The organism is Mycobacteroides chelonae, from assembly GCF_016767715.1.
Lineage (GTDB): Bacteria > Actinomycetota > Actinomycetes > Mycobacteriales > Mycobacteriaceae > Mycobacterium > Mycobacterium gwanakae.
Genome location: NZ_CP050145.1, coordinates 2,393,633 through 2,408,975 on the forward strand (window position 1 = coordinate 2,393,633; position 15,343 = coordinate 2,408,975).

The following is a 15,343-nucleotide window of genomic DNA, read 5'->3' on the forward strand; positions in this document are numbered from 1 at the left end:
CAGACGACGGGTTGTTGTTAGGCTGACGTCCGCGATACCGGAAGGAACTCGTCATGCCGACACGCCTACGTGCCCTCGCTGGCACAGCTCTGGCCTCCGCCGGCCTCTCCGCAGCCTTGGTGTTCGGGCCCGGTGTTGGCACGGCCAGCGCCGACGTATTGGACGACATCGCCCACGAGTACTCCACCGGAACCAGTGGTGGGCAGGTGTCCAACCTGGTCCGCACCTCACTGCAGCTGCGCGCCCGGGGCGCCCAGGTCAGCTCGGCACAGAACGACGCCCTCAAGTCTGCCCTGGACAAACGCCCTAGTCAGATGCCGCTGATCAACACCCTGAAGTCGGTCATCGCAACGCAGTCCCAGTTCCTCAAGGCCGCGCAGAAGCCGCAGCAGCCAGTTCACATCGGCATCAGCGGTACCAACGGGTCGAACAATCCGAACGGTGGACCGCCCAACGTCAGTCCCGGACCGGGTATCGGCGTCAGCGGCGGCGGCGGCCAGCAGATCTTCAACGAGAACATCCCGCTGGGCTGACACCACCGACATGCCTCTTGACGCTGCGCTTCTAGACATCCTGGTCTGCCCCATCGATCGCGGGGCACTCCTGCTCATCGGTGGTGAGACGGACGGCATTCTCTACAACCCCCGTCTGCACAAGGCCTACCGGATCGAGAACTCCATCCCGGTGCTCCTGCCCGACGAGGCCCGCGAGGTGACCGATGAGGAGCACCAGCGCTTCACCGAGTGAAGACCGGTAGCTCGCCCGTCAGATACCGCTGAATGTTCGGTCCCACGGTGAGGGCGATCTCCTCGGCCGTCAGCGAGGCCAACGGCTCAACCTCCATGATGTATCGCGCCACCAGAATCCCGGCCATCTGCGTGATCGCGAACTCGGCACGCAGCACTCCGCTCCCGGCCGGGCTGTCCACGCGTTCGGCGATGATGTTGACCAGGACTTCACGGAAGAAGACCCGAACCAGCCCGTCATCTGCGCCGCTGAGCGCCGACCGGAACAGTGCCAGCACGTTTGCGCCCAATTCCGAATCCCAGAACGGGATGATGAGCCGCGGAATCGCGATTCCGAGTTCCTCGACGGGAATGTCCCGCAGCGGTTGCAGCACCACCTGCGGATCGACCGGCAGCTGGACCACCTCGCGGAAAAGATCCAGCTTCGTACCGAAGTAGTGGTGGATGAGGGCGGGATCGACACCGGCATCAGAGGCGATGGATCGCATGGATGTCTTATCGATTCCATTGACTGAGAACAGCTTTCGCGCGCTCGCGAGAATGTCGTCGCGGGCGCTGCTCGTTCCTGGCCGACGGCCCGGTCGTTTGGGAGTCATGATGTCCGGCGGCGCAGCGTGGCGGCGGCCCAACCCGATGCCACCGCGGTAGCTAATTCACCGATGGATGAACTCACCATAGGATGAATATGAGCCTGTCTGCCACGACTGTCAAGGACAATCGTGGGGTGAGCGCCGCGATTCTGAGGACCCATCCCGCCAAGGCTGCGGTGCGTCTGCTCGGCGCCACCATCGAATCGCGTGGGATCCGCGCGATGATCGTCGAGGTCGAGGCCTATGGGGGTGTGCCCGATGGGCCGTGGCCCGATCCCGCCTCACACTCCTTCCGTGGCCCGACGCCTCGCAACCGGGTGATGTTCGGGCCCGCCGGTCACCTCTACGTGTACCGAAGTCACGGAATTCATCTGTGTGCCAACGTGGTGTGTGGTCCGGACGGTGTCGCCGGCGGAGTGTTGATGCGGGCGGCGGCGATTGTGGATGGAGCACCTTTGGGCTGGCAGCGCCGCCCGACCGCCCGTAACGACGCGGGTCTGGCTCGCGGCCCCGGAAATTTGGGCGCCGCGCTGGGGATCACCCCCGAAGACAACGGCGTCGACGTTTTCTCCGCTTCCAGCCCGGTGCGGGTCGTGTTGAGGCGCAAGCAGAAGGCCCAGTCGGGGCCGCGCGTGGGTGTCAGCACGGCGGCGGATCGTCCATGGCGATTCTGGCTGCCCGGATATCCGGAGGTATCCGTGTACCGGCGCAGTCCGCGCGCTCCGCAACCGGATACTGGTCCATATGCCTCGATTGACGTCTGAGGAACCGAGTGGCGGCCGCAGCGACTCTGGCGGAATCGGTGCGTATGGCGCTCGATGTGCTCGCCGCACCTTCCGGGCACGAGGAGACATCCGGCGCCTTGCGCAGAAGTCTCGAACTCGCCGCGCACGAGCGGCCGACTCCGGAACGGATCGCCTCTGCGCTCGGTGGCGGGTGGGTCGGGGAGGAGGCACTTGCCATCGGTATCTGGGCGGCTGCCGGTGCGCATGATTTCAAGGACGGAATCCGGTTGTCGGTGAACCATTCCGGTGACTCCGATTCCGCCGGGTCCATCACGGGTAACCTCCTCGGTGCGATGTGGGGCGCACCGAGCCTGCCACCGGATTGGCTGGACCGGCTTGAACTGCGGGAGGTCATCGCGACCGTCGCCGATGACCTCCGCGGGCCTGCGGGACCACGATCGGATGAGCGGTATCCGGCACGCTGAACCCGATAAGGGATGATCGTTGCCGTGGTTTCCAACATTCTCGACGAGCTGACCTGGCGCGGTCTCATCGCGCAGACGACCGACCGCGACACCCTCGCGGCCGATATCGCGAAGGGGCCGATCAGCGTCTATGGGGGATTCGACCCCACCGCCGCAAGTCTGCACGCCGGGCATCTGGTGCCGCTGCTGACCCTGAGCCGATTCCAGCGGGCCGGGCATCGCCCCATCGTGCTGGCCGGTGGGGCGACCGGTCTCATCGGCGACCCGCGGGACACCTCCGAACGCAGCCTGCATGGTGCGGACACCGTGGCACAGTGGGCCGATCGGATTCGCGGGCAATTGGAGCGTTTCGTCGAGTTCAATGACAGCCCAACCGGGGCCATCGTCGCGAACAACCTGGACTGGACCGGTCAGCTCTCCGCCCTGGAGTTCCTGCGCGATCTGGGCAAGCACTTCTCGGTGAATGTCATGCTCGACCGGGACACCATCCGGCGGCGCCTGGAGGGTGATGGCATCTCCTACACCGAATTCTCGTACATGCTGTTGCAGGCCAATGACTACGTGCAGCTGTACCGAAAGTACGGCTGCTCGTTGCAGATCGGCGGCTCGGACCAATGGGGCAACATCGTCGCCGGCGTCCGGCTGGCCCGCCAGCTCGACGGTGCCTCCGTGCACGCGCTGACCGTTCCGTTGGTGACGGCGGCCGACGGCACCAAGTTCGGTAAGTCCACCGGGGGCGGCAACCTCTGGCTCGATCCGGAGATGACGAGTCCGTACGCCTGGTACCAGTACTTCATCAACACCGCCGATGCCGACGTGGTGCGGTACCTGCGCTGGTTCACCTTCCTGACCGCCGACGAAGTCTCCGAGCTGGAGACCGCAACGGACGAGCGGGCACATGAGCGTGCCGCGCAGCGTCGTCTGGCCGCCGAGGTGACCACCCTGGTCCATGGTGAAAGCGCCACGCAGGCAGTCGAACTTGCCAGTGGGGCATTGTTCGGCCGGGGCGAGTTGGACCGGCTCGACGAGGGCACATTGACCGCTGCGCTCACCGAGGCCGGTAACGGTGAGCCTGCGCGGCTCGCCGACGGGGAACCCGACACCATCGTGGACCTGCTGGTGAGCAGCGGACTCTCGGAAAGCAAGGGTGCCGCACGCCGCACCATCAAGGAGGGTGGCGTCTACGTCAACAACACCAGAGTGGACGCCGAAGAGTGGACGCCCAGTGACGGCGACTACCTCACCGGTGGGTGGCTGGTGCTTCGCCGCGGAAAGCGCAACATCGCCGGGGTGCAGCGGGTGCGCGGGTCGTAGATTTCGCTACACCCATTGGGGTTCAACGGATTCCTTCACCTTGCCGTCCACGCCGAAGACAAGGAAGCGAGTGAAGGTCCGCGCGAACCATCGATCGTGGGTGACGGCGATGACCGTGCCGTCGAAGGCTGCCAACGCATCTTCGAGCGCCTCCGCCGAATGCAGGTCCAGGTTGTCAGTCGGCTCGTCGAGCAGCAGCAGTGTCGACCCCATCAACTCCAGCAGCAGGATCTGAAACCGGCCCTGTTGTCCACCCGAGAGCGAGCCGAAGGTCTGCTCGGCCGACGGCGCGAGCCCGTAGCGGTCCAGGATCCGCGAGGCCTGCTCGCGACCGTGACCGGCCCGCCGTTCGTCCCCGTGATGCAGGATGTCGAGCAGCGTGCGTTCCATCAGGCCCGCGTGATGGTGCGTCTGCGCGAACCACCCCGGACGTACCCGCGCGCCCAGCCGTAGTCGTCCGTCGTGGCGCACGGCTTCGGGAATCATGTCGCCCACCGGCAACTGATCCGGCTCGGGGTCACTGCCCCCGCACGCCAGCAGCCGCAGGAAATGCGACTTGCCGGTGCCGTTACCGCCCAGGACCGCGACCCGATCGCCATACCACAATTCGGCGTCGAATGGCTTTGTCAGACCGCTTAATTCGAGGTTCTCCGCGATCACGGCACGTTTGGCGGTGCGGCCGCCGCTAAGGCGCATGCGGACGTTCTGGCGCAGTGGAACCGCTTCGGGTGGCCCTGCCTCATCGAAGCGGCGCAGCCGGGTCTCGGCCGCTTGCAGCCGGCTGGCCATATCGGAGTTGTACGCCGCCTTCTGCCGGTACATCAGCACCAGATCGCGTAGCGCCGAACGCTGTTCGTCCCAGCGGCGACGCAACTCGGCGAGCTTGGCGTTACGGTCCGCCCGCGCCTGATGGTACGTAGCGAACGACCCCGGGTGCACCCACAGTGTGGACCCGGCCCGGGTGGGTTCCAACGTGGCGACCTGACTCGCCGCGTGATTGATCAGCTCGCGATCGTGACTGACAAACAGCACGGTCTTAGACGACTCCACGAGCCTGTCCTCGAGCCAGCGCTTGGCCGGGACATCCAGATAGTTATCGGGCTCGTCAAGTAGCAGCACCTGGTGCGGACCGCGCAGCAGCGATTCGAGCACCAGGCGTTTCTGCTGCCCGCCCGACAGCGTGTTGACCCCGCGAAATCTGGCCAGTTCGAACGGAATTCCTAAGGCAGCGGTGGTGTGTACGTCACATTCGGTCTCGAATTCATACCCGCCCACATCCGCCCAGTCGGCCAGCGCCTGGGCGTACGTGAGCTGATCTCGTTCGCTGTCACGTTCCATGAGTGCCAGCTCGGCGCGGTCCAAACGTTCGGCGGCCACTCTGATGCGATCCGGCGCCACCGACAACAGCAGATCGCGGACGGTCGAGTCGTCACGAACGGAACCGATGAATTGCCGCATCACCCCGAGCTGCCCGCCCCGGGTGACGGCCCCGTCATGAGGATCGGTGTCGCCGGCGATGATGCGCAACAACGTCGTCTTGCCGGTCCCATTGGGGCCGATCAGTGCGGTTTTACTGCCTTCGCCTACCCGGAGGCTGACATCGTGGAGAAGCGCTCGGCCGTCCGGGAGGTGATAGCCGATGGCATCGAGCTGCACATGGCCCATGGATGAGCCGCTTGCGCGCAGACCAGCGGACATGGCGTTCAGTCTGCGTAATGGGTCACGTGGATCGCCACCGAATTTCCGGCGAAGGGCCTGTTACCGGCATACTCGCGCTGTAAAGGAGGTGCCCGTGGACCAGCGAGGACCCAGGCAGCAGGGGCCCAGAAAACAAGGCCCGAGTCGCCCCGCGCGCGATTCAGGCGCGCGGCGCGATGACCGCGGTGGCGGTGCGGCACGTCCGCGCCGGTCGGATGAGCGCAGCGGCGATCGCCCGCAGCGCCATCAAGGATCCGGGCCCCGGCGCACGGATGAGCGCCAGGCGCCACGAAACTTCGGCCCACACATTCCTGACGAGGTCGAGGCCAAGCAGCTTGCGCCCGATGTCCGCGCCGAGCTACTCAGCCTCGACAAGAACACCGCCGACACGGTGGCCCGGCATCTGGTCGTGGCGGGCAACCTGCTCGACGAAGACCCGGAAGCGGCGCTGGAGCACGCCAAGGCCGCCAAGAGCCGTGCGGCCCGCATTGCGGGCGTCCGCGAAGCGCTCGGTATCGCCGCCTATCACTGCGGGGACTGGGCGCTGGCGTTGTCCGAACTGCGCGCGGCCAAGCGCATGGGCACCCGCTCGCCACTGCTGGCCCTCATCGCCGATTGCGAACGGGGAGTGGGCCGGCCCGAACGTGCCCTCGAACTTGCCCGCGGAGATGAGGCCAAGGCACTCACCGGCGATGCCGCGGACGAACTGCGCATTGTGACCGCCGGAGCGCGCGCCGACATGGGACAGCTTGATCAGGCGTTGGCGGTGCTGTCAACTCCCGCACCCGATCCGAAGCGTGTCGGCGTGGTCGCGGCGCGGCTGTTCTACGCATACGCCGACATCCTCCTGGCCCTGGATCGCAAACCCGAAGCAGTGCAATGGTTCCTGCACGCGGCCAACGCCGATGTCGAAGGCCACACGGACGCCGAGGATCGGGCAGCCGAACTTGCCTGACACACTTGCCGGCGCCCACGACTGCCTGCTGCTGGATCTCGACGGCACGGTATTCCGGGGTTCCGAACCCACTCCGAACGCCATTGCCGCGTTGTCAGCCGCCGGCGATGCGCGGCAGCTATACGTCACCAACAACGCCAGCCGGTCCGCACCCGAGGTCGCCGAACACCTCACCTCCCTGGGCTTCATGGCCACCCCCGGCGACGTTGTCACCAGCGCCCAGAGTGCGGCCAGACTGCTCGCCGAGGCACTTGAGCGTGACGATGCGGTACTCGTGGTCGGCACCGAGGCGCTGGCCGCCGAGGTTGCGGCCGTTGGCCTCACCCCGGTGCGGAGCTTCGATGCGGCGCCACGTGCCGTGGTGCAGGGGCACTCCCCGGACACCTGCTGGACCACCCTTGCCGAGGCGGCACTCGCGATCCGGGCAGGCGCGTATTGGGTGGCGGCCAATGTCGACGCGACGCTGCCGACCGAACGTGGTCTGCTGCCGGGAAACGGGTCCATGGTCGCCGCGCTGCGCACCGCCACCGACGCCGATCCGATCGTGGCGGGCAAGCCGGGACGTGCACTCATCGAGGACGCACTGGCACGCGGAAGCTTCGCACGGCCGCTCGTTGTCGGCGACCGTCTCGATACCGATATCTCCGGAGCCAATGCCGCGGACTTACCCAGTCTCATGGTGCTCACCGGCGTCAACAGTGCTGTCGATGCGATCTGGGCGCACACCTCGCACCGACCCACCTTCCTGGGGACCGATCTGGGTGCATTGCACTTCCCACAGACCGAAGTACGTATCGAGCCGAAGCCGTCATGGCGGGTAACGGTGGATACCGGCCATGTGTCGGTTGGCGCCGTCGACGACGCCGGAACACCCCTGTCGCTGGCACAGTCACTGGCGGCCGCGGTGTGGGCAACAGGCCCAGCCCCGGCGATCAGGCCCATCGTGTCCACCGATGACCTGGCGGAACAGGCCTTGCAGGGGCTTTCTGCCGGATAGTGTGTCGTCGCCCCTGCCGGTCGGGGGCGATCCACTAGCCTTGAGCGCGATGACCACCCCGAACGATGTCGCCCGTCACGCTGCCGGACCTGATCCTGATGAGGTCAGGTCCCAGGTGCAGGCGCTGCTGGGTCAGCTCGACCCGCCTGCCGGCCTGGGCGAAACCGACGCCGAGCTGGATCTCGAAACCCAAGCCCAGGTCCTGGAACAGGCACATGACGTGTTGGTCCGAGCGCTGGAATCCGCGGAGCAGGGATAGTCATGGCCCGGCACGCCAGGGTCGACGCCGAGTTGGTGCGCCGCGGGCTCGCGCGGTCGCGACAGCAGGCGGCTGAGCTGATCGACGCGGGACGCGTGCGTATCGACGGCATACCCGCCGCGAAAGCCGCAACAGCCGTGCCTGCGACGGCTTCGCTTGTGGTGCAGGGGGAGGCCGAGGACAAGTGGGTCTCGCGTGGTGCTCACAAACTTCTCGGGGCGCTTGACGTCTTTGGCCCACAGGGACTTTCCGTCGAGGGCAAGCGCTGTCTGGATGCTGGTGCCTCGACGGGCGGTTTCACCGAGGTGCTGTTGCGTTCGGGTGCTCGTGAAGTTGTTGCCGCCGACGTCGGGTATGGGCAACTGGCCTGGGCCCTGCAGTCCGACGACCGGGTCACCGTGCTGGACCGCACCAACGTGCGCACCCTCACACCCGAAGTGATCGGCGGGTCGGCACAACTGATCGTGGCCGACCTGTCCTTCATATCGCTCGGACTGGTACTCGATGCGCTGATCGCTTGTGCCACAGACGATGCCGATATCGTGCCCATGGTCAAACCCCAGTTCGAGGTAGGTAAGGAACTCGTCGGCGCGGGAGGCGTGGTGCGTGACCCGCAACTACGCATCGATGCCGTGGTCTCTGTCGCCCACCGCGCCAGGACGCAGGGTTGGCATACCGCTGGCGTGACGGCCAGCCCACTGCCCGGACCGTCCGGAAACGTCGAATACTTTCTCTGGCTGCGGAACACAGATTCCGGCCTGGATATCGAAACAGCAGTCGCCGATGCAGTATCGAGGGGACCCCAGTAATGAGCGAACGCAAGATTCTGCTCGTCGCGCACACCGGGCGCGACGAGGTTACCGAGACTGCCCAGCGTGTCGCGAAAACGCTGGGCGAGAACGGTATCGCCTTACGGGTGTTGTCCGCTGAGGCCATCGATCGCGGCCCCGTGCATTTGGACCCCACCGAATTCCGCTCCCTCGGTGTCGATGTCGAGGTCGTCGACGCGGATGAGAATGCCGCCACCGGGTGTGAACTGGTGCTGGTACTGGGCGGGGACGGCACTTTTCTGCGGGCCGCGGATCTGGCACGTAGTGCGACCGCGCCGGTGCTCGGAGTCAACCTGGGCCGCATCGGGTTTCTCGCCGAGGTCGAGGCCGAGGCGCTCGATGCCGTGCTCACCCATGTGGTTGAGGGCACCTACCGCGTCGAGACCCGGATGACGCTGGACGTCCTGGTTCGCATTGGCGGCGAGGTTGTCGAGCGTGGCTGGGCGCTTAACGAGGTCAGTATCGAAAAGGGCCCCCGGCTGGGTGTGCTCGGCGTGGTGCTGGAGGTGGATGCCCGTCCGGTCTCCGCCTTCGGATGCGATGGAGTGCTGGTCTCGACGCCGACCGGTTCAACGGCTTACGCCTTCTCGGCGGGCGGACCGGTCGTCTGGCCGGATCTGGACGCAATCCTCGTGGTGCCCAACAACGCTCATGCCTTGTTCGCCCGGCCCATGGTGATCAGTCCTGCGTCCACCGTCGCCGTCGAGATCGAAGCCGATGGGCATGATGCGCTCCTGTTCTGCGATGGACGTCGAGAGATCAGAGTGCCACCGGGAGGACGCGTCGAGGTGGTGCGCGGTCATCAGCCGGTGCTGTGGGCACGCCTGGACAGCAGGCCTTTCGCGGACCGGATCGTCCGCAAGTTCCAGTTGCCCGTCAAGGGCTGGCGGGGAAGGTAGTCGTGCTCACCGAGATTCGCATCGAGTCCCTTGGCGCGATACCCGCTGCGACCGCGGAGTTCGACAGTGGTTTGACCGTGCTGACCGGTGAGACCGGAGCCGGTAAGACCATGGTGGTCACGAGTCTGCATCTGCTCGGTGGTGCCCGCGCCGACGCCAATCGGGTGCGGGCGGGCGCCGACCGCGCCGTGGTGGAGGGCCGGTTTCTCACGACCGATCCGCTGGGCGCCGAACCAGCCGACGTTACCGAGATCCTGGATTCCTCAGGGGCGCAACGGGATGACGACGGTAGCGTGATCGCCGCGCGTTCGGTGACCTCCGACGGGCGTTCACGCGCATATCTGGGTGGACGCAGTGTGCCCGCCAAATCGCTGGCCAGCTTCACCGCGGGACTGCTCACGGTACACGGGCAGAACGACCAGCTGCGGCTGATGCGCCCGGAGCAGCAGCTCGCCGCGCTGGACAGGTTCGCCTCGGAAGGGCCGGGCAGCATCGAGGCGCTGCTCACCACCTATCGCAAGCTGCGCGAGGAGTGGCTCACCGCGCGGCGCGACTTGATCGACCGCACCAACCGGGCGCGCGAGCTCGCGCAGGAGGCCGATCGACTCGGGTTCGCGCTCAACGAGATCGACACCGTCGATCCCAAGCCGGGTGAGGACGACCAGCTCATCGCCGACATCCATCGCCTGTCCGAACTCGATGCGCTGCGCGATGCGGCCGGCTCGGCACGTGGTGCGTTGGCGGGTACGGACTCGGACGGCGGCGATGACGATTCGGATTCGGCGATCGACCGCATCGCCAAGGCCAAAGTTCTGCTGGAAGCCACCGATGACGCGGCCCTGCAAGCCCTGGCGCCACAATTGGCCGAGGCGCTTGCGGTGGTCAGTGACGTCGCCCGCGAGTTGACCGCGTTCACCGACGAATTGCCCAGCGATGCAAGCACACTCGAAGAGAAGCTGGCACGCCAGGGGCTGCTGCGTACGTTGACCCGCAAGTACGCCGCCGACCTGGGCGGGGTGATCGCCTGGGCGCAGGAGGCGCGCGGCAGGCTGGCCGAGGTCGACACCTCCGAGGAGACGCTTAACGCCATCGCTGCCCGTGTGGATCGGCTCGCCGGTGAACTGGCTGTCGCGGCAACGGCTCTGAGCAAGGCGCGCACGAAGGCCGCGAAGGCGCTCGGTAAGGCCGTCACGGCCGAGCTGGCCGGCCTGGCGATGGACCGTGCGGTGTTCACCATCGCCGTGGAGCCCATCGCGGCCCGGGCCGATGACTCGGCGCCGTTGGCGCTGCCGTCCGGGCAGACCGTGCACGCGGGATCAGCGGGTACCGACGCCGTCGAATTCGGATTCGCCGCCCATCGTGACAACCCGCTACTGCCGCTGGCCAAGAGCGCATCCGGGGGTGAGCTCTCGCGCGTGATGCTGGCCCTCGAAGTGGTGCTGGCCGCCTCGACCGCCGGCACCACCATGGTGTTCGACGAGGTCGATGCTGGGGTGGGTGGCCGTGCGGCCGTGCAGATCGGTCGACGGTTGGCCAAGCTGGCACACACGCATCAGGTGATCGTGGTGACGCACCTGCCGCAGGTCGCGGCCTTCGCCGATATCCACCTCACGGTTGACCGGGTGAACAGCAAGGGCAGCGGTGTGCGCCGTCTGGATGATGAGGACCGGGTCGCTGAACTGGCCCGCATGCTCGCCGGTCTCGGCGACTCCGACACCGGCCGGGCGCATGCCCGCGAGTTGCTCGACGCGGCCCGCTCCGAGCGGGGCTGAGACCCCTTCGCAAACAATCACAGAGCACGACCCGCGGAAAGTCAGCGGTACTGGAGTGACTAATGTGACAGGTGTTACGGCGCGCCTCCACAGGCTCGACGGCCCATCGCGTCATGATCACCTTCATGAACTTGACCACGATGCTCACGCGAAGCAGCAGCTCCAGGCCCGGCATCGTCGGAACAGTGCGTACCGACAGGGACATCAACAAGCTGCTGCAACGCCTCAATCCGGGTGATATCGCCGTCATCGACATCCTCGATCTGGATCGCATCACGGCCGATGCTTTGGTCGACGCCCGGGTGAGCGCCGTCGTCAACGCTTCGCCGTCGATCTCCGGCCGGTACCCGAATCTGGGACCCGAGGTGCTCGTCGCCAACGGCATCATCCTTATCGACAGCATCGGACCCGAGGTCTTCAAAAAGGTCAAGGACGGCTCCACGGTTCGGGTGCACAACGGCGGCATCTACAACGGCGATCGCCGTCTGATCGCGGGAACTCCGCGGACCGATGCGGACGTGCACGACCTCATGACCGAGGCGAAGACCGGATTGGTCGCGCACCTGGAGGCCTTCTCCGGCAACACCATCGAATTCATCCGCAGCGAGAGTCCGCTGCTGATTGACGGCATCGGCATCCCGGACGTCGATGTCGACCTGCGCAACCGGCACGTCATCGTGGTGTCCGACGGCGCGGGTGCGGTGTATGACCTGAAGAACCTCAAGCCTTTCATCAAGGAGTACCAGCCGGTTCTCATCGGAGTCGGGGGCGGTGCGGACATCCTGCGCAAGGCCGGGTACCGGCCGCTCATCGTGGTGGGCGACCCGTTGTTGATGAGCAACGATGTCCTGAAATCCGGTGCGCAGGTGGTGCTTCCCGCCGACGCCGACGGACACGCCGCCGGGCTCGAGCGCATCCAGGACCTGGGAGTCGGTGCGGTCACCTTCCCGGCTGCGGGTTCGGCGGCGGACCTGGCGCTGCTGCTGGCCGATCATCACGGAGCATCGTTGATCGTCACGGTGGGCCACACCGCATCCATCGAGGAGTTCTTCGATCGCGAACGGCAGCAATCCAATCCGTCGACATTCTTGACCCGGCTCAAGGTCGGCGCCAAGCTCGTCGACTCCAAAGCCGTTGCGACGCTGTACCGCAACCGGTTCTCCGGCGGGGCCATCGCCTTGCTGATCCTCGCGGTGCTGGTTGCCGTGATCACCATGCTGTGGGTCACCAGCGCGGGCGACAGCGCCGCGGAATGGCTGCTCGCGTATTGGAACCGGTTGACCGTCTGGGTGCAGAACCTGGTCAGCTGAGTTATCCGTGATTACCCTGCGCCAGCACGCAATATCCCTCGCTGCGGTTTTCCTCGCACTCGCGGTGGGCGTCATACTCGGTTCCGGCCTGCTCAACGACACCCTGCTGTCCGGTCTGCGCGACGACAAGCGTACCCAGCAGCGGCAGATTGAGGATCTGAATCAGGACAAGAACGCCCTCAACGAGAAACTCAACGCGGCAAGCAACTTCGATGCCACCATGGCGCCTCGAATGGTCAAGGACGCCTTGGGCGATCGCAAGGTCGTGCTGATCACCACCCCGGAGGCCGACCGCGCCGATATCGACGGCATCGCGCAGCTGATCGCCACCGCGGGCGGATCGGTATCGGGCCGGATCGGGTTGACCGATCAATTCACCGACGCCAACCAGGGCGAACGGCTGCGCACCATCGTGAACTCGTCGATTCTGCCCGCCGGCACCGCACTGCGTACCGATGTCGTCGATCAGGGCTCGCAGGCGGGTGACCTGGTGGGCATCGTGCTGCAGGTCCCGAAAGATCCGGCACCACCGGTGACCGATGAGCAGCGCGGCATCGCCCTGTCGGCACTGCGTCAGAGCGGATTCATCACCTACGCCGACGGACAGGTGTCGGCGGGGAACCTCGCGGTGATCGTGACCGGGGGCGCGCTGCCCAACGACGCCGGAAACAAGGGCTCCACCGTCGCGCGATTCGCCGCCGCGCTGGATCGGCGCGGTTCCGGCGCCGTGCTCGCCGGACGCAGCGGGTCGGCCGATGGCATCGCGGCGATTGCCGTGACCCGGGCCGACAGCTCCATGGCCTCCGCGGCGAGCACCGTCGACGATATCGAGATGGCCTCGGGCCGCATCACCACCGTCCTGGCGCTGCGGGAACAGGCCGACGGCCGCTCGGGCCGGTATGGATTGGGGCCGGGAGCTACTTCCATCACGGTGCCGTAGACGATCCGAAAAGGGGATCTAGCCCACACCGCTCGGCGTGTTCAGCGCGGGTTGTCGGCGTGTTTGTTAGGGTGAGGTTCCGTGGGTCAGCAGGGCCCCGAGCTAGTCAGAATTGCCCTGCGCAGTCGTCACGGGAGCCAAGTTGGCAGGTCTACGCAAGCATCCTCAATCCGCCACCAGGCACCTCTTCGTCAGCGGCGGTGTGGCCTCCTCGTTGGGCAAGGGACTGACCGCCTCCAGCCTCGGGCAACTTCTCACCTCACGTGGTTTGCAGGTGACCATGCAGAAGCTCGATCCGTACCTGAACGTGGATCCGGGCACCATGAACCCGTTCCAGCACGGCGAGGTTTTCGTGACCGAGGATGGTGCCGAGACCGATCTCGATGTCGGGCACTACGAACGCTTCCTGGACCGCGATCTGTCCGGGTCGGCGAATGTCACTACGGGGCAGGTTTATTCGTCCGTCATCGCCAAAGAGCGACGTGGCGAGTACCTCGGCGACACCGTACAGGTGATCCCGCACATCACCGATGAGATCAAGAGCCGCATTCTGGCTATGGCCGAACCCAACGAAAAGGGACAGCGGCCCGACATCGTCATCACCGAGATCGGCGGCACGGTCGGCGACATCGAGTCGCAGCCGTTCCTGGAGGCCGCGCGCCAGATCCGGCACGACGTCGGCCGCGACAACGTCTTCTTCCTGCATGTGTCCCTGGTGCCGTACTTGAAGCCGTCCGGCGAGCTCAAGACCAAGCCCACGCAACACTCGGTCGCCGCGCTGCGCAGCATCGGCATCACCCCCGACGCGCTGATCCTGCGCTGTGACCGGGAGGTGCCCGAACCCCTCAAGAACAAAATCGCGCTCATGTGCGATGTCGACGTCGACGGTGTCATCTCCACGCCGGACGCCCCGTCCATCTACGACATTCCGAAGGTGCTGCATCGCGAGGAACTCGACGCTTATGTGGTGCGCCGACTGAACCTGCCCTTCCGCGACGTCGATTGGACCGAGTGGGGCGATCTGCTGCAGCGCGTCCACGAGCCCAGCGAAACCGTACGAATCGCCTTGGTGGGCAAGTACATCGATCTGCCCGACGCGTATCTGTCGGTCACCGAGGCGCTGCGCGCCGGAGGATTCCGGCACCGCACGAAGGTCGACATCAAGTGGGTGCCTTCGGACGACTGCGAGACCGAGGCCGGTGCGCAGTCCGCGCTCGGCGATGTCGACGGCGTGCTGATCCCCGGCGGTTTCGGCATCCGCGGCATCGAGGGCAAGCTCGGCGCCATCCGCTACGCCCGCAAGCGGCGTATCCCGATGCTTGGCCTGTGCCTGGGGTTGCAGTGCATGGTGATCGAGGCGGCACGCTCGGCGGGCCTGGCCGACGCCAACTCGGCCGAGTTCGATCCCGACACCCCGAGTCCGGTGATCGCCACCATGGCCGATCAGGTGCGGGCAGTCGCCGGTGAGGCGGATCTGGGCGGAACGATGCGCCTGGGTGCCTACCCCGCGATCCTGGAAGCCGACTCGATCGTCGCCGAGGCGTACGGAACGACTGAGGTATCCGAGCGGCACCGGCATCGTTACGAGGTGAACAACCCCTACCGGCACAAGATCGCCGAAAGCGGCCTGCGGTTCTCCGGCACATCGCCGGACGGGCACCTGGTGGAGTTCGTCGAGTACCCGAGGGACGTCCATCCGTTCGCGGTCGCCACCCAGGCCCACCCCGAACTCAAGAGCCGTCCCACCCGCCCACATCCGTTGTTCGTCGCGTTCATCCGCGCAGCAATGGAATACAAAGCGGCCGAGCGTCTTCCGTTGGATC

The 15,343-nt window shown here is 66.1% G+C and carries 15 protein-coding genes and 1 pseudogene; 14 read left to right on the forward strand and 2 right to left on the reverse strand.

What is annotated here, in order from left to right; all coding sequences use genetic code 11:
• The first annotated feature begins 53 nt into the window (after nucleotides 1-53).
• Nucleotides 54-533, forward strand: a complete 480-nt coding sequence (locus HBA99_RS11710; RefSeq protein WP_046253618.1) for a hypothetical protein — start codon at nucleotides 54-56, stop codon at nucleotides 531-533.
• A gap of 10 nt (nucleotides 534-543) precedes the next feature.
• Nucleotides 544-747 carry a Trm112 family protein gene (locus tag HBA99_RS11715; RefSeq protein WP_070951014.1) on the forward strand — a complete coding sequence of 68 codons (204 nt, stop codon included), beginning with the start codon at nucleotides 544-546 and terminating at the stop codon, nucleotides 745-747.
• Here HBA99_RS11715 and HBA99_RS11720 read toward each other — a convergent pair.
• Complete coding sequence (locus tag HBA99_RS11720) at nucleotides 737-1,342, reverse strand: TetR/AcrR family transcriptional regulator (RefSeq protein ID WP_070951013.1); 606 nt, start codon at nucleotides 1,340-1,342, stop codon at nucleotides 737-739. The genes HBA99_RS11715 and HBA99_RS11720 overlap by 11 nt on opposite strands.
• A 128-nt stretch (nucleotides 1,343-1,470) precedes the next feature.
• Here HBA99_RS11720 and HBA99_RS11725 point away from each other — a divergent pair, with 128 nt between their 5' ends.
• The 3 genes from HBA99_RS11725 to tyrS are packed head-to-tail and all read left to right on the forward strand — an operon-like array spanning nucleotide 1,471 to nucleotide 3,860.
• Nucleotides 1,471-2,100 carry a DNA-3-methyladenine glycosylase gene (locus HBA99_RS11725; RefSeq protein ID WP_070952238.1) on the forward strand — a complete coding sequence of 210 codons (630 nt, stop codon included), beginning with the start codon at nucleotides 1,471-1,473 and terminating at the stop codon, nucleotides 2,098-2,100.
• Entirely contained in the window at nucleotides 2,097-2,546 is a 450-nt protein-coding gene (locus HBA99_RS11730; RefSeq protein WP_420063464.1) for an ADP-ribosylglycohydrolase family protein, read from the forward strand. Before HBA99_RS11725 ends, HBA99_RS11730 begins: the two co-directional genes overlap by 4 nt.
• A gap of 12 nt (nucleotides 2,547-2,558) precedes the next feature.
• Nucleotides 2,559-3,860, forward strand: a complete 1,302-nt coding sequence (gene tyrS / locus HBA99_RS11735; RefSeq protein ID WP_057968395.1) for a tyrosine--tRNA ligase — start codon at nucleotides 2,559-2,561, stop codon at nucleotides 3,858-3,860.
• A gap of 6 nt (nucleotides 3,861-3,866) precedes the next feature.
• Here the strand turns inward: tyrS and HBA99_RS11740 are convergent, their stop codons facing one another.
• Nucleotides 3,867-5,525 carry an ABC-F family ATP-binding cassette domain-containing protein gene (locus HBA99_RS11740; RefSeq protein ID WP_070924184.1) on the reverse strand — a complete coding sequence of 553 codons (1,659 nt, stop codon included), beginning with the start codon at nucleotides 5,523-5,525 and terminating at the stop codon, nucleotides 3,867-3,869.
• Nucleotides 5,526-5,865: 340 nt separating this feature from the next.
• Between HBA99_RS11740 and HBA99_RS11745 the strand changes: the two genes are divergently transcribed.
• From HBA99_RS11745 to HBA99_RS11785, 9 genes and pseudogenes are all read left to right on the forward strand, one after another.
• Nucleotides 5,866-6,513, forward strand: coding sequence for a hypothetical protein (locus HBA99_RS11745; protein ID WP_030098026.1), 648 nt, complete (start codon nucleotides 5,866-5,868; stop codon nucleotides 6,511-6,513).
• On the forward strand, nucleotides 6,506-7,510 hold the full coding sequence (locus HBA99_RS11750) for an HAD-IIA family hydrolase (protein ID WP_070930653.1): 1,005 nt from the start codon (nucleotides 6,506-6,508) through the stop codon (nucleotides 7,508-7,510). Before HBA99_RS11745 ends, HBA99_RS11750 begins: the two co-directional genes overlap by 8 nt.
• A 49-nt stretch (nucleotides 7,511-7,559) precedes the next feature.
• Complete coding sequence (locus HBA99_RS11755; RefSeq protein ID WP_030098024.1) at nucleotides 7,560-7,769, forward strand: hypothetical protein; 210 nt, start codon at nucleotides 7,560-7,562, stop codon at nucleotides 7,767-7,769.
• A gap of 2 nt (nucleotides 7,770-7,771) precedes the next feature.
• Nucleotides 7,772-8,578, forward strand: coding sequence for a TlyA family RNA methyltransferase (locus HBA99_RS11760; protein ID WP_070924168.1), 807 nt, complete (start codon nucleotides 7,772-7,774; stop codon nucleotides 8,576-8,578).
• Nucleotides 8,578-9,498, forward strand: coding sequence for an NAD kinase (locus HBA99_RS11765; RefSeq protein WP_070924169.1), 921 nt, complete (start codon nucleotides 8,578-8,580; stop codon nucleotides 9,496-9,498). The genes HBA99_RS11760 and HBA99_RS11765 overlap by 1 nt, the downstream gene beginning before the upstream one ends.
• Nucleotides 9,499-9,500: 2 nt before the next feature.
• On the forward strand, nucleotides 9,501-11,270 hold the full coding sequence (gene recN, locus HBA99_RS11770; RefSeq protein ID WP_070930535.1) for a DNA repair protein RecN: 1,770 nt from the start codon (nucleotides 9,501-9,503) through the stop codon (nucleotides 11,268-11,270).
• 125 nt (nucleotides 11,271-11,395) lie between these two features.
• Nucleotides 11,396-12,580: a putative cytokinetic ring protein SteA gene (steA, locus tag HBA99_RS11775; protein ID WP_057968419.1), complete on the forward strand. Its 1,185-nt coding sequence runs from the start codon at nucleotides 11,396-11,398 to the stop codon at nucleotides 12,578-12,580.
• A 7-nt stretch (nucleotides 12,581-12,587) separates the two neighbouring features.
• The gene (locus tag HBA99_RS11780; protein ID WP_070924171.1) at nucleotides 12,588-13,520 is read left to right on the forward strand and encodes a copper transporter; all 933 of its coding nucleotides are present in this window, start codon (nucleotides 12,588-12,590) and stop codon (nucleotides 13,518-13,520) included.
• 142 nt (nucleotides 13,521-13,662) lie between these two features.
• Nucleotides 13,663-15,342 (forward strand): annotated as a pseudogene (locus tag HBA99_RS11785) (CTP synthase); the annotation flags it as partial.
• Nucleotide 15,343: the final 1 nt, after the last annotated feature.

Bases quoted from the DNA above. Each gene is read 5' to 3' on its own strand.
- HBA99_RS11710 (WP_046253618.1), top strand. From the start codon at position 54: ATGCCGACACGCCTACGTGCCCTCGCTGGCACAGCTCTGGCCTCCGCC.
- HBA99_RS11715 (WP_070951014.1), top strand. From the start codon at position 544: ATGCCTCTTGACGCTGCGCTTCTAGACATCCTGGTCTGCCCCATCGAT.
- HBA99_RS11720 (WP_070951013.1), bottom strand. From the start codon at position 1,342: ATGACTCCCAAACGACCGGGCCGTCGGCCAGGAACGAGCAGCGCCCGC.
- tyrS (WP_057968395.1), top strand. From the start codon at position 2,559: ATGATCGTTGCCGTGGTTTCCAACATTCTCGACGAGCTGACCTGGCGC.
- HBA99_RS11740 (WP_070924184.1), bottom strand. From the start codon at position 5,525: ATGGGCCATGTGCAGCTCGATGCCATCGGCTATCACCTCCCGGACGGC.
- HBA99_RS11755 (WP_030098024.1), top strand. From the start codon at position 7,560: ATGACCACCCCGAACGATGTCGCCCGTCACGCTGCCGGACCTGATCCT.
- HBA99_RS11760 (WP_070924168.1), top strand. From the start codon at position 7,772: ATGGCCCGGCACGCCAGGGTCGACGCCGAGTTGGTGCGCCGCGGGCTC.
- HBA99_RS11765 (WP_070924169.1), top strand. From the start codon at position 8,578: ATGAGCGAACGCAAGATTCTGCTCGTCGCGCACACCGGGCGCGACGAG.
- steA (WP_057968419.1), top strand. From the start codon at position 11,396: ATGAACTTGACCACGATGCTCACGCGAAGCAGCAGCTCCAGGCCCGGC.